A 20400-nucleotide genomic window follows, 5' to 3' on the forward strand; every position below is an offset into this window, starting at 1 on the left:
CACGCTCGAGGACTACTCCGTCCTCGCCCGCCTGCGCGAGGAAGAGGAGTAGGCCCGGGTGGCGATCGTCCTCACCAACACGCTCTCGGGGCGGAAGGAGGCGCTACGCCCGCGCCAGGCGGGCCACGTGCGCCTCTACTGGTGCGGGGTCACGGTCTACTCGCGCGCGCACGTGGGCCACGCGCGGTTTCTCGTCACCGCCGACGTGCTGGTCCGTTATCTCCTCGCGCGCGGGCTCGGCGTCACCTTCGTCCGTAACATCACCGACGTCGACGACAAGATGATCCGCCGGGCCGCGCAGGAAGGGCTCACAGTCCCCGAGCTGGCCGAGCGCGAGATCGCCGCCTTCAACCGGGACGTCCGCCGCCTCGGCTGCCTCCCGCCCACGCACGAGCCGCGCGCCACGGCTCACATCCCGCTCATGATCGCACTCGTCGAGAGGCTGGTCGCGAAGGGCCTCGCCTATCCCGTGCCCGACGGCAGCGTCTACTTCCGCGTGCGCCGCTTCCCCGCGTACGGGAAGCTCTCCCACCGCCGCCTCGACGACATGGAGGCGGGCGAGGAGATCGACGCCGCCAAGGAGGACCCGCACGACTTCGCGCTCTGGAAGGGTGCCAAGCCGGGCGAGCCCACCTGGCCGAGCCCGTGGGGCCCCGGCCGGCCGGGCTGGCACCTCGAGTGCTCGGCCATGTCGGCGCACTACCTGGGGCAGCCTTTCGACATCCACGGCGGCGGCTCGGACCTGGTCTTCCCGCACCACGAGAACGAGATCGCGCAGTCGGAGGCCGGGGCCGGGATGCCGCTCGCCGACCTCTGGGTGCACAACGGCATGCTCACCTTCGGCGCCGACAAGATGTCGAAGTCGCTCGGCAACGTGCTCGGCATCGCGGAGGCGACAAATCGGTTTCCGGGAGAAGCCCTCCGCCTCCTCTTTTTCGGCACGCACTACCGGGCCCCGCTCGACTTCGGGCCCGGGCGGCTCGAGGAGGCGGCGCGCGTACTCGAGCGGCTCTACGAATCGCTCGCGCGCGCCGACGAGGCGGCGGGCCGGGCCGCGGCGCCGGTCGCGCCGGCCGGCGCGCTCACCGGCACGCTCTCGCCCTTCCTCGCCGAGTTCACGGCGGCGATGGACGACGACCTCAACGCAGCCAAGGCGCTCGGTCTGGTCCACGACCGGGTGCGCGAGGTGAACCGCGCCCTCGACGGCGGCGACCGGACGACGGCCGCCGCGCTGCGCGCCGACCTGGCGCGCGTCGCCGCCGTGCTCGGCATCCTCGCCGAGGAGCCCGCGCGCTTCCTCGCCGCGCTGCGGGCGGGCCGCACCGCCCGCACTGGGCTCGGCGAGGCGGAGATCGCGGCGGCGATCGCCGAGCGCAACGAGGCGCGCCGGCGTAAGGACTTCCGCAGAGCGGACGCGATCCGCGAGGACCTGCGCGCCCGCGGCGTCTTGCTCGAGGACACGCCCTCGGGCACAGTGTGGAAGCCGGCCGAATAGGCGGCGGAGGTCGGGTATGCGGATGATCGGGCCGTGGACGCTGGCGCTCCTCGCGCTCGCCACACCGGGATGGTCAGGCGACATCTATCGCTGGACGGACGCCGCCGGCGACGTGCACTACTCGAACATGGCCGCGGACGGAGCCGACGCCGCCCCCGTCGCGCGTGGCGAGCCGGTCGCAGCGCCCGCCGAGAGGGCGCCCGCGGACCCGCACGACGCGGCGGAGGGGACCACGGCTCCGACGGACGCGGACACCTTCTCGGCCGGTGCGTCGCTGCGTCGCAGCGCCCTCGAGCGCCAGCTGCGCGCCACCGAACGGCGCCTGCGCGAGGTCGACGCCGGCCTGGCGACCCTGGCCCGGGCGCGCAGCCAGCACGCCCAGGGGAGCGCCGCCACCGGCGGCGTGGGCACCCCGACCGCTGCCCCACAGGGAATCGACCTGCGCTCGGAGGAAGAGCGCAACCTCGCCACCGAGCGCGAGCAGCTGGCTCAGCACGCGGAACAGGTTCGCAACGACGCCGCCAGGCTCTGCCAGGAGGTGACCGCACGCCTCGGCGCCACACCGCCGTGGTGGATCGACATCCGCTGAGACTCGCGCAGCTCCGCCGGCCCGGGCTGCTCCTCGTCGCCGTCTTGCTCGCCGCCTGTCGGGCCCGCGCCGTCGCCCCCGACGCGTCGCCCGTCGCACGCCTCCACGTGGTCATGGTGAACGGGGGTGGCTCCAAGGCGCAGAACTACCAGTCCCACTTCCTCCACCTCCGCCGCCTGCTCGCGCTCCTCGACGGCGCCGGCGTCCCGTCCGACCGGATCACGGTCTTCAGCGCCGACGGGGACAACCCCGAGGCCGACATGGCGGTCCGCGAGATCGAGCCGGACACCGACTTCCAGCTCCTGCGCGGCACCCACCTCGGCGCGGCGCTGGGTGCCCAGATCGTCTACGCGAACTCGGAGATTCCCGGCGTGCCGCTCCGGGCGGCGACCCGGGCGGAGCTCACGACCTGGTTCAAGAGGGCGCGCACCCAGCTCCGCCCCCGCGACACGCTTCTCCTCTACGTGACCGACCACGGCTCGAAGAACGAGCACGACACCGCCGACAACCGCATCGTCCTCTGGGGCGAGAAGGAGTCGATCTCGGTGAAGGAGCTGGCCCGGCTCGTTGGCCGGCTCGATCCGGGCGTGCGCGTCGTGGCCCTCATGTCGCAGTGCTTCTCCGGCGCGTTCGCGAACCTGATGTCGGTACGCACGCGCGACGGCGAGCCGAGCGGCGCGGTGTGCGGCTACTTCTCCTCCACGGCCGACCGCCCAGCCTACGGCTGCTACCCCGAGAACCGCGGCAAGGACAACGTCGGCCACTCGTTCCACTTCTTCCAGGCGCTCGAGACGAGCCCGGCCTTCCCGCAGGCGCACCTCGACATCCTGGCCACCGACCGCACGCCCGACGTGCCCATCCGGACCTCCCAGGTCTACCTGGAGCGCCTGCTCGAGCGCGCGGCGCACGACGCCGACCAGGAGCGCGCAGCGCTGGTCGACGCCCTCCTGCGCGAGGCGTGGCGCGACAAGACAGCGTGGGAGCCCGAGATCCGGCTCCTCGACCGCATCGCGCACGCCTTCGGCGTCTTCAGCCCGCGCTCGCTCGCCGAGCTCGACGAGCAGACGAAGAGCCTCCCCGACCTGGCCGAGGAGCTGCACAGGCACGGGGAGCTCTGGAAGACGACGCTCGGCGACCTCGACGAGGCCAACCTGGGCCGCTTCCTCGCTGCGCACAAGGACTGGGGCGAGCGCGTCGGCGCCGCGAGCCTCGCCCAGCTCACGCCCGACGGGCGCCGGGGACTGGCACACGCGCTGCTCGCCGACCTCGCCCCCTTCACGCACGTCGACGCGGCGACCGACGGACGCCTGCGCACGCTGCGCGACAAGAGCGCGAAGGCGTCGCCTCCGGCCTACCGCATGGAGGTGCGGCTCGCGGTCGTGCTCCGGCTGCGCTCCGTGCTGACCGAGATCGCGGGGCGGGTCTACCTGGCGACGCGCGCCACGCCCGCGGAGCGCGTCGCCTACGACGCGCTGCGCGCCTGCGAGGACCTCCGGCTCCCGCCGGCGCCCGGCGCGGCCCCCCCGCCGCCTGCCGCCGCCCCCGAGCCCTTCCCGCCCTGGGAGGAGGAGGCGAAGCTCGCGCGCGAGGTGCTGCCCGCCTGGATGGGCATCAACTTCCGCCCGGCGGGCGCGAACACGCGCGCCAGGTACCAGCTGGCCGAGGGCGCCACGTCGGTGATCACGGTCTATCCCGACTCGCCGGCTCAGGCGGCGGGCCTCCAGGTGGGAGACATCATCCTCGGCCCGCCGGGCAAGCCGTTCATCGAGCCGCACCAGGTGCGCGAGTGGACGATGCTCTCGCCGGCGGGCCGCCCGGCGCCGCTGCAGGTGCGGCGCGGCGAGCGGGAGCTGGGCGTGACCCTCGTCCCGAAGCCCTACCCGGTCCGCCTCCCCGAGCTGCCCGGACCGCCCGAGCTGGGGAGCGCGGCGCCCCCGCTCAGGGTGGTGGCGTACCGCGGCACGGTGCCCGAGCGGCTGGCCGACGGAAGGGGGCACCTCCTCTTCTTCTGGGCCACCTGGTGCGCGCCCTGCAAGGCGTCCCTCCCCGAGGTCCTCGCCTTCGAGCAGGAGCGCGGCGTGCAGGTGATCGCGATCAGCGACGAGCCCGCCGAGCAGCTCGATCCCTTCTTCGAGAAGTTCACGAGCCCCTTCCCCGCCACCGTCGCGCTCGACGAGCTGCGCCGCACCTTCCAGGCCTACGGCGTCAGCGGCACGCCCACCTTCGTCCTCGTCGGCGCGGAGGGCAGGGTCGAGAGCACCTCGACCGGGTACACGGCGGAGAAGGGTCTCGGGATCGAGGGCTGGTCCTGGTCCAAGCGCGCGGCGCGCTGAAGGAGCCTGCCGGGGCCCTCAGCGCGCGAGCGTCGCCACGAGCGCCAGCATGTCGCCCAGGTGACGCGTGAGCAGGAAGTTCTGCCGTACGTGCTCGCGCGCCGCCGCGCCGAGGCGCGCGCACAGCTCCGGGTCGGCCAGGAGCTGGCGGGCGCGGAAGGCCGCGCCCTCGACCGAGTTCACGGTGTAGCCGGTCACGCCATAGACCACCTGGGCCGTGATGCCGCCCGCGAAGCCGCCGATCACCGGCTTCGACTTCCACATCGCCTCGGCTACGCCGAGGCCGAAGCCCTCGCGCGTCGACTTCTGCAGCACGATGGTGGCGGCGCGCTGGAGCGCATTCACCTCGACGGGCTCGCTCGGCAGCTCGAGCACCTGGAGGTCCGGATCGCGGCTCGCCGCCTCGCGCACCTCGGCCGACAGCTCGACGCCCTCGGGGTCGTCGCTCTCTGCGCCGCCCACCAGCACGAGCCGGCAGTCGTGCTGGCGCTTCACGAGCCGATAGGCCTCGATCACCCCGAGCGGGTCCTTGAAGCGGTCGAAGCGCCCCACCTGGAGGAGGATCGGTTTGTCGCGCGGCACGCGCAGGCGGTCGCAGATGGCGGCGACCTCGACGGGGGCCAGCTCGCGGCTCTTGTCCGAGAGCGGGTCGATGGCCGGGTAGATCATGAACTGCGGGATGGGGAGGCGCTGCGCGAAGGCGGGGAGCGAGAACACGGCCGCGTCGTACTTGACCACGTACTGGCGGAGGAAGGTCCACGCCCGGCGCTGCGGGCGCGAGACGTCGAGGTGGCAGCGCCACACCCAGGCGCCCTCCTGCGGGCGCGCCTCGACGAGCCCGGCGGCGAGCGCGTCGTGGGTCACGACCACGTCGGCGGCGGCGTCGAGGGCCGCGGCCCGGGCGCGCGTGAAGGCGCGGAACTGCTCGAAGAGCTCGTCCGGCACCCGCTCCTCGCCGCCCTGGAGCGCGTGGTGGAGGCGCGCTCCCATCCCGGCCGCGACACCCTCGGGGTCGACGCTCTCCCATGCCGACTCGACACCCACCTCCTCGAGGAGGGGGACCAGCCCGCGCAGGGTCTCGGCCACCCCGCCCACCTCGCGGCTCGCGCTGACGTTCAGCAGGCGGCGGTTCCGCACGCGTTCGGAGAGGCGGCGGAGGAAGTCGACCGTCCCGGCCGGGGCGACCGCGCGGTAGTCCTCGAGGGTGTGCGGCGTCATGGCGTCCTCGCGAGCGCCGCGTCCGCGAGCGCGATCAGGCGCCGGCGGACCTCCTCGAGGCCGAAAGGGAACGGGTTCAGGCGCGCCACCGCGGCGGCCAGCTCCGGCAGCCCGAGCTGCTCGTCGATCCAGGCGGCGAAGTCGTTCCGCCGCCGGCCCTTTCGCCCGCGCGCCTCGACCACGTGGAGGTAGACGACCGCCGTGTCCACCTGTGCCAGGGCGTCGCGGAACTCGGCCAGGGTGCGGACCTTCACGCCGGTCTGAATCTCCAGCACGCGCGACTGCATGAAATAGAACGGCTGGCCGAACATCACGCGCGGCACCGAGCGGGTCTCGGCCAGGTGGTCGTCGATCAGGCTCACCACCTCGGCGCGCAGGGTCTCCAGGTCCGAGAAATCCTGGGGGTCGACGATGCCGAGCTTCTCGCCGAGCACGCGATCGCGCACCTGGATGGCCGCCCAGGTGGCGAAGTCGTTCGGGTAGCCGCCCGGGACGCTCCCCTCGTGGAGGAAGCAGCTGTGGGTGTGGAAGTAGATGCTGTCGAGCGGCACGTCCTCCAGGTGCTCGAGCAGCTCGCGCTCGTCGTAGGCGCGCCGGCCGAGCATCTCGGGCAGTTCCCAGCAGCCGAAGAAGTGGAAGGGCGTGCGGGCGGCACGCTCCGTCATGCGTCCTCCCCGCCGCGCGCCAGACGGCGGTAGAGCGCGGCGCCCGTCTCGCCGGTGTTGCCGCGCGCCGACGCGAGGCGCGTCACGAAGCCGTCCTCGAGGTGCGCGCCGACCCCGCGCGCCAGCTCGATCGCACGCGCCGCGTGGCGCAGCACGAGGAGGGGCTCGAGGCCGGTCAGCTCGTCGAAGAACCATCCGCAGCTCGTCTGCATGAGGAGCGCGTGGCGCGCGAGCGCGAGCAGGTCGCGCACGCGCGCGCCGGCTGCGGCCGTGAGCGCCGCCGACGCCTCCGCCTCGAGCCAGCCGGCGCTGCGCTCCGGCGCGAGCAGGCACTCGACCCAGCGGTCGCGCGCGCCCCACGGGTCGCGCAGGCACTCGCCCGCGTGCGTCTCGTACACGACCGCGAGCTGGTCGCGCAGCCAGTCGATCGCCTCGCGCAGCGGCGCCCGCCAGGCCTGCGACCAGCCCGCCTCTCCGCCCACGCGGCAGCCGCAGTCCGCTCGCCAGCGCTCCACGCCGTGCGCGCAGCTCCACGAGGTGCGCTCGGCGATCTCGACCTCGTGGGCGGCCGGATGGCGGGCGCGGAACGCCGCCGGCCCCGCGAGCGCGACCGCCGGGTCGTCGCGCAGCGCGACTACGGCGGCGGCGAGCGCCAGCGCGCCCGCGCGATGGTGGTGGCCGTAGGTCTCGCCGTCGAGCGCCGGCGCAACGATGCCCGCCGGACCGGCGTCCTCGAGGGCGGAGCGGAGACGCGCCGCGAGCGGCGCGCCCTCGGCGAGGAGCGCCCCGAAGGCGATCTCGCGCGACAGGGCCTCGTGCCGGAAGACCACGTCGACGGCGCCAGACGGCAGGAGGCAGCGGTAGACCCGCCGCGTGTCGAGCGTCTCGGCCGTGACTGCCTGCCACGCCTCGTCGCCGGCGCCGAGCGGCCGCACGCGGCGCGCCTGGTGCGGCGCGAGCAGGGTCATGCCGATGCCCGCCTCGGCGAGCGCGGCGAGGCTCGGCCGATCGACCGCCATCTCGGGGAGCCACATGCCCTCGGGCGAGCGGCCGAAGCGGTGGGCGAAGTCGGCCCGGCCCCAGAGCACCTGGGTGCGTACGTCGCGCGCCGTCGAGAGGGGCAGGATGGCGTGCCCGTACGCCTGCGCCCAGGCGTTGCCGTGGCCCGTGCGCACCCGGCTCGCCCGGTCGGCGCGCCGGAGCGCGGCCAGCACCTCGGGCGCGTGCGGAACGAGCCAGGCGAGCAGCGTCGGGCCGAAGTCGAAGCTCGTCCACTCGTAGGTGTTGACCTCGGCGCCTGGCAGGCGCGCCGCCGTGTTGGGCGCGTAGCACTCGGCCGTGATGCGCGCATTCCAGTCCTGATAGGGCGCCGCCGAGGGCTCCGGCTCGACCACGCCGCGCCAGGGATGCTCGCGGGGCGGCTGGTAGAAGTGACCGTGCAGGGCGAGGAACACTAGACGGCCGGCGGCAGCGGGCCGGCGGGCTCGCCGCGCGGCACGACGACGATGCCCGTGGGATCGCGGTGCAGCTCGAGACCGGCGCCGTCCTCGCTGCCCGGCTCGAGGTGCGCGCCCTCGGGCACCGTGTTGTAGCGGTCCACGATGGCGCGCATGACGCGCGCCCCGGGGCCGATCTCGGTGTGGTCCATGACGATCGACCCGGCGACGATCGCGCCGGGCGCGACCCGCACGTTGCGCCCGAGGATCGAGCGGACGACTCGCGCGTCCTCCACCGTGGTGCCCTCGCCGAACACGCTGTCCTCGATCTCGCCGGAGAGGATGCGGACCGGCGGGCCCTCCGCGGAGCGCGCGAAGATCGGCCAGCGCGCGTTGTCGAGGTCGAAGGCGGGCGCGGCGCCGAGCTGGTCCATCTGCGCCTCGTAGTACGAGCGGATCGTCCCCACGTCGCGCCAGTAGGCGGGCTCCTCGTGCGGCCGGACGCCGGGGACGGGATGGTCGCGGAAGTTGTAGGCGAAGACGCGGTGGCGCCGCACCAGCTCGGGGACGATGGTGCGTCCGAAGTCGTGGTCGCTCTGGTGCGCCGCATCCTCGCGCAGCACGTCGACCAGGACCTCGGTCGCGAACACGTAGTTCCCCATCGAGCCGAGCGCCGCGGTCGGGTCGCCCGGCGTGGGCTCCGCGGCGCGCGGCTTCTCGGCGAAGGCGGTGATACGGCCGTCCGCCGCGGCGGTCACGATGCCGAAGGCCGACGCCTCGGCGAGCGGCACCGGGCGCGCGGCCACCGAGAGGTCGGCGCGGCTCGCCAGGTGGAACTGGATCATGTGCCGGAGGTCCATGCGGTAGATGTGGTCGGCGCCGAAGACCGCGACCAGCTCGGGGCCGAAGTCGCGGATCAGGTTCAGGTTCTGGAACACGGCATCGGCCGTACCCCGGTACCAGGTCTCGCCGCCGCGCATCTGCGGCGGCACCACGGTGACGAACGTCTCGGGCAGGCGGCCGCCGATGCGCCAGGTGGCGCTCACGTGCTCGATCAGCGACTGCGACTTGTACTGCACGAGCACGTAGAGCGCGTAGATGCCCGAGTTGACGAAGTTGCTGAGCACGTAGTCGATGATGCGGTGGCGCGCGCCGAAGGGCACCGCGGCCTTGCTCCGCGCGCGGGTGAGCGGCTGCAGGCGGTCACCCCGCCCTCCCGCCATCACGATCCCGAGCACGCGGGGCATCGCCGCCATTAATGGGCGATTGCGGGCGAGCGTCAAGGCCTGCGCTCGGCAGGCTGTCCGGACCACCACGGTGAGCGAGGCGAACGAGCCGGGGGAGGTCCGCTCAAGCGTGAACGTCATCGTGCGAGGTTCGCACGCAAAGGCGAAGAGCGAGGAGCGCGCGGCGCAACAGTCGAGGTGGGCGACGACCTCCTGATGCGTCGCGCGGGCGGCGAAGATCCGGCCGGTGCAATCCAGCGCCGCACCGACGTTCCCGAATCCACCCCCCCAACGCTGTGAACACCCGGTCACAGGTCCGACCGGCGAACGTTCCATCGTTCGCACGGCTGGTCCTGCCTGCCATGAATCTGACGCCAGCTGCCGGTAGATCGAGCACGTAGATCGTGGGGAGGGGCGTGGCACGACTCCTGCTCTGCCCACCCCTCTATGCTCAAGACGGGTCTTGGCCGTGCTGACGTGCTCGTCGTAGCCGTGCTCCTCTGGCCCCAGCCCGCTCCGGCGGCCCTCTATACCGTCGAGCGCCAGGACGGGCTGTTCTCCGTCGCCGAGGCGATGAACAGCGCCGGCGACCTCGTCGGGCAGATCTTCGTGCCCGATCCCTGGGGATGGCACGCGACGCTCGTACGCGGTGGCCGGTCGGTGGATCTGGGCACGCTCCCCGGTGGTGACGTCGCCGACGCGACCGACATCAACGACGCGGGCGAGATCGTGGGCTACTCGAATGCCGGAGACTCGGCCACGCACGCCTTCCTCTACGACGCCGCCGGCATGCATGACCTGGGGGCGATCGGCATCGGCAAACGGCCGCGCATCAACAACGCCGGCGACATCGCGGGGACACGATACGATGGGCGATTCTTCGCCTACCTGCGCGGTCACGACGGGACGACGATCGACATACCGAAGTTCGACGGCGGCACGGTGAACTACGCCGCCGGCATCGATGCGCGCGGCCGCGTGGCCGGGCACTCCAACTCTGGAACCTTTCCCGGGTACCACGCCTTTCTCTACGACGCTGGAACACTCACCGATCTCGGCGTCCTCCCGACGGGTTCTGAAAGTTTCGCCTATGACATGAACGCGTCGGGGGACGTCGTGGGCCAGGCCGATGCCGTACTCTACAGCGACTACCACGCAGTACTCTGGCGCGATGGCGCCATCCGCGACCTCGGCATACTGGGCGGCGGACGCGGCGCCAGCTGGCCCTCCCAGATCAACGGCGCGGGACAGGTGGTCGGGACGTCCTCGGTCCCTGGCGGCGGCGATACGCACGCCTTCCTGTGGGACGAACGACACGGCCTGCGCGATCTGAACGACCTCATCCCGCCCGACTCCGGCTGGGTCCTCGAGCAGGGACAGGCGATCGCGGGGACCGGCGACATCGCCGGCTTCGGCTTCCTGAACGGTGAGGGGCACAACTACCGCCTCACAGCCAGCGACCCGTGCAGGGACATCCCCGGAAGTGCACTGCAGCAGCCACGGCTGCGGATGGGACGGCGCTTCGTCTTCAGCGGCCAGCTGAGCGGAGCGAGAACACCGGCCATCGATCCCGCGAGCGGGGGCGTTCGGTTGTTGCTCGCCTCCTCCGGGCGGGATGCCGCGTTCGACGCGACGGTGCCCGGCGGCGCAGGCTGGCGGTGCAGCGGGTCGGGACGGACTTGGACGTACCATGCTCGGGCAGCGGAGCGTGCATTGGACGGGCTCACGCGGGTGAGACTGCGCAGGCTCGGCACTGATCCGGGCGCGTTCCACGTGGAGCTCGCCGGCCGCCTCGGGTCCACCGCCGGCGGCCTCAGCACCAGCGGCGCGCTGGACGCGACCATCATGATCGGGCCACCGATTGTGGGAACCGCGGAGTGCGGCGAGGCGACGTTTCCCCAGCAGTAGATCGCGCTCCGGCCTTGAGAGCCGGCCGCGCGCTCCCGGATCGTCCGCCCCAGCCACCATGGTTTGCTCGGACAGCCTCCTAGGTTGAAGCGCCCAGGCCGAGCCGCTAAGAGGGCACGGGCGCCGCGTGCGCCCTCGGCCGAACTGCTGGGAGGGTACATGCGACACTCGACCCACCTCGTCGTCGCGTGCCTGCTCGCCATCGCGCTCGCGAGCCCGGGGCTCATGGGGATGGGTGGATTCGGCGGCGGGCGCGAGGAGGGGCAGCCCGCGCGCGACTTCAGCGCCACCTTCACCGACGTCGACGGCACCCGGATGGCCGTGACGCGCGTCACCAGCGGGGGCGGCGCGAGCCTCGAGGGCGATCTCGGGCGTGGCCGCCTGCGCGTCCCCTTCGACAACATCACCCGCATCACCTTCCAGGCGGCGGAGAACGACCACGAGCGCGTGCGGGCCGAGGTAACGCTGCGCGAGGGCGAGCCCGTGGCGCTCACCCTGCGCAGCTCGACCACCTTCTACGGGCGGACGCCGGCCGGCGCGTACCAGATCCGGGCGCGCGATCTCAAGTCGCTTGAGTTCGCCCAGTAGACGGCGCCGCGCCCGGTGCGCGACGGTCGCGCTGGCGCTCGCCCTCCCGGCCCGCGCGGCGGCGCTCGACGTGAAGCTGTGGCCGCTTCTCCGCTACGCGCGCGACGAGGCCACGGGCGACGTGCGCGTGACGGCCTTCGGCCCCCTGATCGAGTTCCGGCGCACGGCCGAGACCCGCGACCTCCTGATCCGCCCCCTGCTCCGCCTGCACCAGCGGCGCGGCGCCGCGCACGACGACCGCTCCGACATCCTCTACCCGCTCGTCTCGACGCGCTGGCAGGACGACTACCAGAGCTTGCGCCTGCTCCTCTTCACCTACCGTACGGGCGCCCGCGCCGCGGCGCCGCCCGCGGAGAGCGAGACGGCTCGGGCGCGCGCGTGGGCGAGCCGCTTCACGCTCTTCCCGTTCGTCTTCTACCGCTCGAGCCCCGAGCGCGGGCGCCAGCTCTCGGTGGCCCCCTTTTATCTGGACCTCGACCACTTCCTCGGCTACGAGCGCGTGCGGATGGTGATGTTCCCCGCCTATCTCGGACTCTCCGAGCCGCGGGTCGAGCGGCGGTACTACGCCTTCCCGTTCGTCGCCACCTACGGCGGGCCGGGCGGCCGCGGGTTCCGCGTGCTGCCCTTCTACGGCACGCGGGAGGTCGTCGGCGAGGAGCGGACGAGCTTCGTGCTCTGGCCCTTCCACATCCGCAGCGAGCGCCTGGTGCCCGGCTACGGCTGGGAGCGCCGGCGCATCGACCTGCCCTTCTTCGCCGCCATCGACGGCGCCGGGCGCCGCGTGCGCAGCTACGGCCTCTTCGCCTACACGCTCGCCGTCGACGAGCGGAAGGGGACTGAGAGCATCGGCGCGCCCTGGCCGCTGGTGTTTCGCCAGCGGCGGCTCGGCGACCGCGACTGGCAGGTCTGGCGGGTCTTCCCCTTCTACGCTAGGAGCGACGTGCGGGGTATCTCGTCGCGGCTCTACGCCTGGCCCGCCTACCGGCGAAAGTCCGAGGACGTGGATGACTACCACTACGAGCGCCGGCGCGTGCTCGAGTTCCTCTGGCGGCGCCAGACGCTGGTGAACGAGACCTCGGGCCACCGCGAGACCCTCACCACGATGTTCCCCTGGCTCCGCAGCGAGCGAGACGACCGGCGCGCCTTCGGCCAGACGCCGGCGCTCCTGGACAGCCTTCTCCCGAAAAACCCGGGGCTCCTCGCCCTGTGGGCGCCGCTCTACGGTGTCGTGCGCTGGGACACGCGCCCCGACGGCGCGCGCGACTGGAACCTCCTCTGGGGGCTCGCGGCCCGCGAGGACGGCCGGCTCCTCGCCCCCTGGCACCTGGAGCTCGCGCCCGCGGCGCAGGACGGGGCCCATGGCGGTTGAGGCGATCGGTCGCGCGCCGCGCCCGCCGGGCGCGCTCGCGCGCCTCGGCGCGAGCCTCCTCGACGGCCTCCAGGTCCTCGGCGAGGCGACCCGCCTCTTCTTCGCGACCGTGCGCGCGGCGGCCTTCGTGCCCGCCGACCGCCAGCGCGTCGTCGTGCAGATGGTGCGCGTCGGGACCGACACGCTCCTGATCGGCGCGCTCCTCTCCCTCTTCGTCGGCATGGTGATGGTGGTGCAGGCGGCCGACCAGCTGCGCGACGTGAGCCAGGACATCCTCGGCCCGATCGTCGGGCTCGCCATGACGAAGGAGCTCGGGCCGGTCCTCATGGCCTTCCTCCTCGCCGGGCGAGCCGGGTCGGCGATGGCCGCGGAGCTGGGCTCGATGACCGTCTACGACGAGATCAACGCGCTCCGCACCATGGACATCGACCCGGTGCGCTTCCTCGTCATGCCGCGCTTCGTGGCGGCCACGGTCGCGCTTCCCGTGCTCATCCTCTACGCCGACTTCATCGGCGTGTGGGGCGGGGCCGCCGTGGTCGCCGCCGACCCGGCGATCACGATCCCGGTCAGCAGCTACTTCGCGCGCATGCTCGAGTGGGTGCACTTCACCGACCTCGTCGTGGGCCTGGTGAAGGGCGTGGTCTTCGGCATGGTGGCCTCGATCCTGCCCTGCACCTTCGGGCTGCGCACGCGCGGCGGCACCGAGGGCATCGCCGCCTCGACCACCGCGGCCGTGGTGTGGAGCTTCATCCTGATCCTGGTCTTCGACTTCCTGATCGTGCGCGTTACCTTCGCGCTCGACTAGGAGTCCGTCCGACTGAAGACTACGCGATCTGTCGCCCGCGGTAGGAGATTTGTTTCGACGGACCTGGGGGATTTGGGCTAGGGTCCCGACGGTACTTCGCGGGTCTCTGGGAACGTCTGGATCACCCGTGGTTGCGAACAGTCCGATTTGCGGCTGGGCACCCCGCATTCCGAAAGGGGTGAGGCGCTCCCCAAGAGGGAGGGGGTTCTCCTGCCGGCGCAGCGATTGCAGGCTCAATCTGGCATGTTGCCTCGCGCCTCTGCCGGACTGCGCGAACCCACGCGCTGGAAAGCAGATGACGCCAATCGCCGCATAGTTCCGCCATTCTCGTCCTTGTAAGACTTACCCATTAGCCGTGAAACATTTGCGTTCCGCTCTCACCGGTGCTGGCCTTGCCGCGATTGCCACCTCGGACCTTCTCCCTCCATCTGCTTGCGGGCACGGCGGTCGCCCAATCGACCACCCCGACGTTCGTTTGGGGGGGCGGCATCGCTCAACCGAGCCGTACGACGCCCCTGCGCAGGTCACGTCTCGGTCAACGTCTGACCGGCGTTGCCAGTTGAATCAGGTGAGCAGCGCGTCGCGCTGCGCTTCGTCGTCTTCTGAACCCAGGAGCTGAATATGAGGACGCTCGTACCCTTCCTGCTCAGTCTCGTCTCGCTGCTCGGACCGCGCAGCGGATGGGGTTGTCAACTGCCTGCGACCGGGCAGACGACGTGTTGGGACACCAACGGGAGCGTCGTCCCGTGTGCCGGCACGGGTCAGGACGGCGACCTCCGGGAGGGAGCCCCGCTCGCGTACGTCGACAACGGAGACGGGACGGTCACGGACGTGACCACCGGGCTCGTGTGGGAGAAGCTCTCGAACGACGGGACGGTGCACGACAAGGACAACTTGTACACGTGGGCCAACGCGTTCGCGGGGCACGTGGCGACGCTCAACGGCACGACCTTCGCGGGCCACGCCGACTGGCGGCTGCCGAATTTGCGGGAGCTGCAGAGCATCGCGAACTACCAGAACGCCCTGCCGGCGGTGTCCCCGGCCTTCAACAACAACTGCTCGTCGGGCTGCCCCGTGACCACGTGCAGCTGCACCTACAACGGCGACTACTGGTCGTCCACGTCCGAGGCCCTCAGCCCGTCGCATGCGTGGTTCGTGGACTTCCAGGACGGCCTCCTGGCCACGGGCGGTAAGACCGGCACCGAACCCGTTCGGGCCGTGCGGGGCGGCTCGACGTCCTGCCCGCTGCCTGCGACCGGGCAGACGACGTGTTGGGACAGCAGTGGGAGCGTCATCCCGTGTGCCGGCACGGGTCAGGACGGCGACCTCCGGGAGGGAGCCCCGCTCACGTACGTCGACAACGGGAACGGGACGGTCACGGACGTGAACACCGGGCTCGTGTGGGAGAAGCTCTCGGACGACGGGACGGTCCACGACAAGGACAACTTGTACACGTGGGCCAACGCGTTCACCGGGCACGTGGCGATACTCAACGGCATGAGCTTCGCCGGCCACGCCGACTGGCGGGTACCGAACGTGCGCGAGCTGCAGAGCATCCTGAACTACCAGAACGTCCTACCGCCCGTGTCCCCCGCCTTCAACAACAACTGCTCGGCGGGCTGCTCCGCGACCACGTGCAGCTGCACCCTCGAGGGCGACTACTGGTCGTCCACGTCCAGCGTCTCCGGTCCGTCGAATGCGTGGTTCGTCGGCTTCCAGTACGCCAACGTGAACTCCTTCGGCAGGACTGGCGGCAAGAGTGGCACGGCCTCCGTTCGGGCCGTGCGCGGCAGCTCCAGCTGTTGCGGGTGCGGTGGGTGAAGTCCTCGTAGACCCGCGCCGGCTGCCCCGTGGCCCGTGGAGGAGCGCCGCCACCACCGGCCAGCCGCCGATCCCTTGGAAACCGAGCTGGTCTGCCCTACAGTCTGTGCGCACCACGCCGCCCCTCCCGCTGGGCTTTCTCTTCGCAAAGGAGCCGGGCCGGGGGGTGCGATTTGTCTACGGTGAGAGATCCGGCCTGGGAGGCTGTCGGCACAGCCATGGCGAGCGAGGCGAACGAGCCGGGCAGCGAGAGCCGGAAGCGCAGCGCACGACCGACGAGGCGTGTCGAACGCACCCGGCGCTCCGCGCCGCGGGCGCACGGGAGCAGCGAGCACCCCCTCCGATCGCTCGCCGCAGCCGGCATGGTCACCCGACCGCCGCTAGCCAACTAGCATGGCGGTGGCGGCCGAGCGCGCGAAGGGCGTACCGGTCGAGCTGGCCGGAGTACGGAAGTCGTACGACGACCACCTCGTCCTGGCGGGCGTCGACCTGAGCGTGGCGCCGGGCGAGCTGGTGGCCATCGTCGGCCAGAGCGGCACGGGGAAGTCGGTGCTGCTGCGCCAGATCGTCGGCCTCGAGGGGCCGGACGCCGGCCGCATCACGGTGGGCGGGATCGAGCTGGGCGAGTACCTCGCCCTCCCGCCCGAGGAGAAGCCCTTCCGCATCGCCATGGTCTTCCAATCCTCCGCGCTCCTGGCCTCGCTCACCGTGGGCGAGAACGTGGGGCTGCGCCTGCGCGAGCGCGGCCGCCACGCACCGGCCGAGATCGCCGCCATCACCCGCCGCGTCCTCGAGCAGGTGGAGCTTGCCGGCACGGAAGAGAAGCTCCCGGGCGAGCTGTCGGGCGGCATGCGCAAGCGGGTCGCGATCGCGCGCGCGCTCGCCATCGACCCCGAGCTCATCCTCTACGACGAGCCGACCGCCGACCTGGACCCCATCCTGACCGAGCAGATCGGGCAGCTGATCGCGCGCATCCGCACGCTGCGCGGCCACACCCAGCTCATCGTCACGCACAACCTGCCCCTGGCGCGCGCCATCGCCGACCGCATCGCGGTGCTCGCCGAGGGCCGCATTGCCGAGTGCGTCACGCCCGCCGAGCTCGCCGCGAGCCGCCACCCGCTCACGCGCGAGTTCCTGCGGGCGTCCGCCCTCGCCGGCTAGGAGACGCCATGCTCACCAACGAACAGCGGATCGGCATCTTCTTCATCGTGGGGCTCGTGCTCTTCTTCATCGCGATCGAGCTGACGCTCGGCCTCGGGCTCTTCACCCGCCGTTACCCGCTCTACGCCACCTTCCGCGACGTGCAGGGCCTCGACACGGGGGCCGACGTGCGGGTCGCGGGCATCAAGGCGGGCCGCGTCGAGAGCATGCGCATCGAGCACGGCGCCGTGGTCGTCAAGATGGCGATCGACGCGCGTTTCGAGGTGAAGAAGGACTCGCTCGCGCGCCTCGACTTCCGGGCGCTCAGCGGCGACCGCTTCATCGCCCTCTCGCTCGGCACGCCGACCGCCAGGCGCGCCGAGCCGGGCGACACCCTCGAGGGCGAGACGCCGGCCAGCTTCACCGACGTGGTCGACAAGCTCTCGACGGTCGCCGAGAGCGTGACCAACCTGACCGACAACCTGAACCGCAACGCCGAGCGCCTGCTCGCCAACCTGGCCGACCTGGTCGAGGAGAACCAGGGCGCGATCGGCGCCACGGCGCAGAACCTCGCCTCCATCACCGGGAAGCTCGACCGGGGGACGGGGACGCTCGGGCTCCTGCTCAACGACCGGGCGCTCTACGACCGGGTCACCGACACCATGGGCGACGTGCGCCGGTCGGTCGCGGACCTGGGCGTCGTGGCGCACGACCTGGCCGAGGGCAAGGGCACGCTCGGCAAGCTCGTGAGCCAGGACGACGGCCTCTACGCGGAGGTGCGCGAGACGGTCGCGAGCCTCGGCGCCACGGCCCGCAACGCCGAGGAGATCACCGACAACCTGCGCACGGGCCAGGGCACGGTCGGCAAGGCGCTCACCGACGACTCCCTGTACACCGAGGCCCAGGACACGCTCCGCACCGTCAACCGCGCGACGCAGTCCGTCGAGGATCAGTCGGCGATCTCGCTCCTCGGGACGGTCGTGACCAGCCTGTTCTGAACGGGCGCCTCACCCCGCCATCGTGAGTCCGCCCGACACGCTCAGCACCTGTCCGGTCACGTAGGCGGCCTCGTCCGAGACGAGATAGGCGACCGCGCCGGCCACGTCCTCGGGCTGGGCCAGCCGGCCGAGCGGGATGGTCCGCTGCATGCTGGCCAGGATCTTCTGGCCGCGCTCGCCCGCCATCACGTCGCGCAGCAGCTGGGTGTCCGCGGGGCCGGGGCAGACCACGTTCACCGTGATGCCGTGGCGGGCCAGCTCCCGCGCGAGCGCCTTCGAGAAGCCGATGAGCGCTGCCTTGCAGCCGGAGTACACCGCTTCGCCCGTGCTGCCCACGCGCCCGGCGTCCGAGGAGATGCTGACGATCCGGCCGCGCCCGCGCGCGACCATGCCCTGCACCACGGCGCGCGTTGCGTTGAGCGCGCCCTTGAAGTTGACGGCGATCAGCCGGTCCCAGAGCGCCGGGTCGCTCTCGAGGAAGGGCGCCAGGCGCTCCCAGCCGGCGTTGTTGACGAGCACGTCGATCGGGCCGAGGGCATCACCGACGGAGCCCACGGCGGCCTCGACGGCGACCAGGTTTCTCACGTCGGCGGGGGCGCCGAGCGCCCGCCCGCCCGCGGCGACGATCTCGTTCGCGACCGCGCGCGCGCTCGCACCGTCCAGGTCGGCGATGCCGACCGCCATCCCGGCGCGCGCGAGGCGGAGCGCGATGGCGCGGCCGATGCCGCGCCCACCGCCCGTCACGAGCGCGACCGCGTCGGTCAATTGCGCGACGGGAGGGCCGCGCTGAAGGTGCCGCTCACCGCGACTTCGCCCTTCTGGTTGAGCGCCAGCACCTCGCCGTCGATGCGCTTCTCGCCGTTGTGCTCGTACTTCTTGGTGACCTTGCCCTTGCAGGTGATGGTGTCGCCCGGCCAGACGCGCGTCGCGAAACGCACCTTCATGCGGCGGAGGTTCTCGGCGCCGACGTAGTCGGTCACGCACTTGCCGACGAAGGCCGCGGTGAGCATGCCGTGTCCGAAGACGCTCGGGTTGCCCGCCGCGCGCGCGAACTCCTCGTCGGTGTGGATGGGGTTGAAGTCGCCCGAGGCGCCCGCGTAGCGGACCAGGTCCATGCGCGCCAAGCGCTCGACCACGAAGGGCGGGACCGCGCCACCCTCCTGCACGTCCTCGAAGAAGAGCTTCCTCCGCTCCATGTGCGCCTCCCTACGCCTTGACCGTTCCTTCGGTCATGATGAGCGTGTTGCGCGAGTACGCTACGACCTCGTCCCGCTGGTTGCGGCACTCGCTCTCCATGAGCACGAACAGCATGTTCCCGCCGCGGGAGCCCTGCTTCTCGAAGACGTCCTTGGTGCGAGAGCGGATCCGGAGCACGTCGCCGGCCCGGATGGGCTTCAGGTACTCGAACTCCTGCTCGCCGTGCAGGAGCCGGCGCATGTCGAGCTTGACGGCGCGCACGCCGCCGCTGGTCGCACCCTCGGTCCAGTGCGCGACCGTCATCAGGAAGGTGGGCGGCACGAGCGCGTCGTCGCCGGTGAAGGCTGGGTTGTCGTCCTTGATGGCGCGCGCGAACTCGCGGATCTTCCCGTACTCCACCCGCAGGGTGGTCTCGGGCCCCCACTGGCCGATGGCGGACCGGTCGATCTCCCAGGTCATAACCCGATCAGTTGCGCGACGATCTCGCGGTTCCAGGTCGCGTCGCCGAAGGTCACCTCGGAGCTCTTCGCGCGCTTGAAGTAGATGTGCATGTCGTGCTCCCAGGTGAAGCCGATGCCGCCGTGGATCTGGATACCCTCGCCGGCGGTGTGCCGGTAGGCATCCGAGCAGTAGGCCTTTGCCATTGCAGCTGCAAGGGGGCCCTCGGGCACGTCGTTCGCGACCGCCCAGGCCGCGTAGTAGGTCGCGGACTTCGAGCTCTCCACCTCGACCAGCATGTTGGCGCACTTGTGCTGGATCGCCTGGAAGCTGCCGATCGGGCGCCCGAACTGCTCGCGCACCTTGGCGTAGTCGACCGACATCTCGAGGACCTTCTGGGCTCCGCCGCACATCTCGGCCGAGAGCCCCACCTTGCCGCGGTCGACCACGCGCTCGAGGAGCTTCCAGCCCGCGCCCGCCTGGCCGAGCACGCGCTCCGCGGGCACGCTCACGTCCGCGAGCGCCAGCTCGCAGAGCTTGCGCGTCTGGTCCATGGTCTTGAGCAGCGTGGCGGTGACGCCGGGCGCCTTCGCGTCGACGAGGAAGAGGCTCACGCCCTCGGCACCCGTCGAGCCGGGAGCGCGGCCGGCGACGATCAGCAGATCGGCCGTGTGTGCGTCGGGGACGAAGAGCTTGGTCCCGGAGAGCTTGTAGCCCCCGGCCGCCGGCCGCGCCTCGAGCCCGATGCCCTCCGCGTCCCAGCGCGCGCTCGGCTCGAGCTGGGCGAGGGTGACGCGCAGCCTGCCCGCCGCGAGCCTCGGCAGGAGGTCCTCCTTCTGCGCCGCGCTCCCGCCCGCGTCGATCGCCACCGCGCCGACCAGGGTCGAGAAGAACGGGCCCGGCAGCACGACGCGGCCCATCTCCTCGAGGACGACGATCATGTCGACGAAGTCGAGGCCCGCGCCGCCGTGCGCCTCGGGGAGGATGAGGCCCATCCACCCGAGCTCGGCCATCTTCCGCCACTGCTCGTCGCGGAAGCCCTGCTCGTCCTCCATCATCTGGCGGACGTAGGTCATGGGGCATTCCTTGGCGAGGAAGTCGCGGGCCGATTTGCGCAGCATCTCCTGCTCTTCGCTGAAGCCGAAGTCCATCGCCGTCCCTTCTCAGCCGTTGG

17 protein-coding genes and 1 pseudogene are annotated in these 20400 nt (G+C 72.0%); 9 read left to right on the plus strand and 9 right to left on the minus strand.

The window, feature by feature from the left end; all coding sequences use genetic code 11:
• Positions 1-58: 58 nt before the first annotated feature.
• The 3 genes from E6J59_08940 to E6J59_08950 are packed head-to-tail and all read left to right on the plus strand — an operon-like array spanning position 59 to position 4417.
• Positions 59-1495 (plus strand): cysteine--tRNA ligase, encoded by a 1437-nt coding sequence (locus tag E6J59_08940; GenBank protein TMB20245.1) that lies wholly within the window; start codon positions 59-61, stop codon positions 1493-1495.
• 16 nt (positions 1496-1511) lie between these two features.
• Positions 1512-2084 carry a DUF4124 domain-containing protein gene (locus tag E6J59_08945; GenBank protein ID TMB20246.1) on the plus strand — a complete coding sequence of 191 codons (573 nt, stop codon included), beginning with the start codon at positions 1512-1514 and terminating at the stop codon, positions 2082-2084.
• Positions 2066-4417, plus strand: a complete 2352-nt coding sequence (locus E6J59_08950) for a redoxin domain-containing protein (GenBank protein ID TMB20247.1) — start codon at positions 2066-2068, stop codon at positions 4415-4417. The genes E6J59_08945 and E6J59_08950 overlap by 19 nt, the downstream gene beginning before the upstream one ends.
• Before the next feature lie 18 nt (positions 4418-4435).
• Here E6J59_08950 and E6J59_08955 read toward each other — a convergent pair whose 3' ends face one another.
• From E6J59_08955 to E6J59_08970, 4 genes are read right to left on the minus strand one after another with little or no spacing between them, the layout of a single operon-like run.
• Positions 4436-5635, minus strand: coding sequence for a glycosyltransferase (locus tag E6J59_08955; protein TMB20248.1), 1200 nt, complete (start codon positions 5633-5635; stop codon positions 4436-4438).
• Complete coding sequence (locus E6J59_08960) at positions 5632-6300, minus strand: hypothetical protein (GenBank protein TMB20249.1); 669 nt, start codon at positions 6298-6300, stop codon at positions 5632-5634. Before E6J59_08960 ends, E6J59_08955 begins: the two co-directional genes overlap by 4 nt.
• Complete coding sequence (locus E6J59_08965) at positions 6297-7754, minus strand: DUF3536 domain-containing protein (GenBank protein ID TMB20250.1); 1458 nt, start codon at positions 7752-7754, stop codon at positions 6297-6299. The genes E6J59_08960 and E6J59_08965 overlap by 4 nt, the downstream gene beginning before the upstream one ends.
• Positions 7754-8992 carry a glucose-1-phosphate adenylyltransferase gene (locus E6J59_08970; protein TMB20304.1) on the minus strand — a complete coding sequence of 413 codons (1239 nt, stop codon included), beginning with the start codon at positions 8990-8992 and terminating at the stop codon, positions 7754-7756. The genes E6J59_08965 and E6J59_08970 overlap by 1 nt, the downstream gene beginning before the upstream one ends.
• A gap of 462 nt (positions 8993-9454) precedes the next feature.
• Between E6J59_08970 and E6J59_08975 the strand changes: the two genes are divergently transcribed.
• On the plus strand, positions 9455-10870 hold the full coding sequence (locus tag E6J59_08975) for a hypothetical protein (GenBank protein ID TMB20251.1): 1416 nt from the start codon (positions 9455-9457) through the stop codon (positions 10868-10870).
• 159 nt (positions 10871-11029) lie between these two features.
• Complete coding sequence (locus E6J59_08980; GenBank protein TMB20252.1) at positions 11030-11458, plus strand: hypothetical protein; 429 nt, start codon at positions 11030-11032, stop codon at positions 11456-11458.
• Between the two features lie 1268 nt (positions 11459-12726).
• Here E6J59_08980 and E6J59_08985 read toward each other — a convergent pair.
• Positions 12727-12816: pseudogene (locus E6J59_08985) on the minus strand (RNA-binding protein S1).
• Between E6J59_08985 and E6J59_08990 the strand changes: the two are divergent.
• The 4 genes from E6J59_08990 (at position 12817) to E6J59_09005 (ending at position 17591) form a co-directional block, all read left to right on the plus strand.
• The gene (locus E6J59_08990) at positions 12817-13632 is read left to right on the plus strand and encodes an ABC transporter permease (protein TMB20253.1); all 816 of its coding nucleotides are present in this window, start codon (positions 12817-12819) and stop codon (positions 13630-13632) included.
• Positions 13633-14253: 621 nt separating this feature from the next.
• Entirely contained in the window at positions 14254-15453 is a 1200-nt protein-coding gene (locus tag E6J59_08995) for a DUF1566 domain-containing protein (GenBank protein TMB20254.1), read from the plus strand.
• A gap of 393 nt (positions 15454-15846) precedes the next feature.
• The gene (locus E6J59_09000; GenBank protein ID TMB20255.1) at positions 15847-16614 is read left to right on the plus strand and encodes an ATP-binding cassette domain-containing protein; all 768 of its coding nucleotides are present in this window, start codon (positions 15847-15849) and stop codon (positions 16612-16614) included.
• 8 nt (positions 16615-16622) lie between these two features.
• A complete protein-coding gene (locus tag E6J59_09005) occupies positions 16623-17591 on the plus strand; it encodes an MCE family protein (GenBank protein ID TMB20256.1) in 969 nt (322 codons plus the stop codon).
• Positions 17592-17600: 9 nt separating this feature from the next.
• Here E6J59_09005 and E6J59_09010 read toward each other — a convergent pair whose 3' ends face one another.
• Genes E6J59_09010 through E6J59_09025 form a run of 4 tightly spaced genes read right to left on the minus strand, consistent with a single transcriptional unit; the run spans position 17601 to position 20377 of the window.
• On the minus strand, positions 17601-18356 hold the full coding sequence (locus E6J59_09010; GenBank protein TMB20257.1) for a glucose 1-dehydrogenase: 756 nt from the start codon (positions 18354-18356) through the stop codon (positions 17601-17603).
• Positions 18353-18787 carry a dehydratase gene (locus tag E6J59_09015; GenBank protein ID TMB20258.1) on the minus strand — a complete coding sequence of 145 codons (435 nt, stop codon included), beginning with the start codon at positions 18785-18787 and terminating at the stop codon, positions 18353-18355. Before E6J59_09015 ends, E6J59_09010 begins: the two co-directional genes overlap by 4 nt.
• Before the next feature lie 10 nt (positions 18788-18797).
• Entirely contained in the window at positions 18798-19247 is a 450-nt protein-coding gene (locus E6J59_09020; protein ID TMB20259.1) for a MaoC family dehydratase, read from the minus strand.
• Positions 19244-20377 carry an acyl-CoA dehydrogenase gene (locus tag E6J59_09025; protein TMB20260.1) on the minus strand — a complete coding sequence of 378 codons (1134 nt, stop codon included), beginning with the start codon at positions 20375-20377 and terminating at the stop codon, positions 19244-19246. The genes E6J59_09020 and E6J59_09025 overlap by 4 nt, the downstream gene beginning before the upstream one ends.
• Positions 20378-20400: the final 23 nt, after the last annotated feature.

The sequence above is a fragment of the Deltaproteobacteria bacterium genome (assembly GCA_005879795.1).
Classification (GTDB): Bacteria; Desulfobacterota; Binatia; order DP-6; family DP-6; genus DP-6.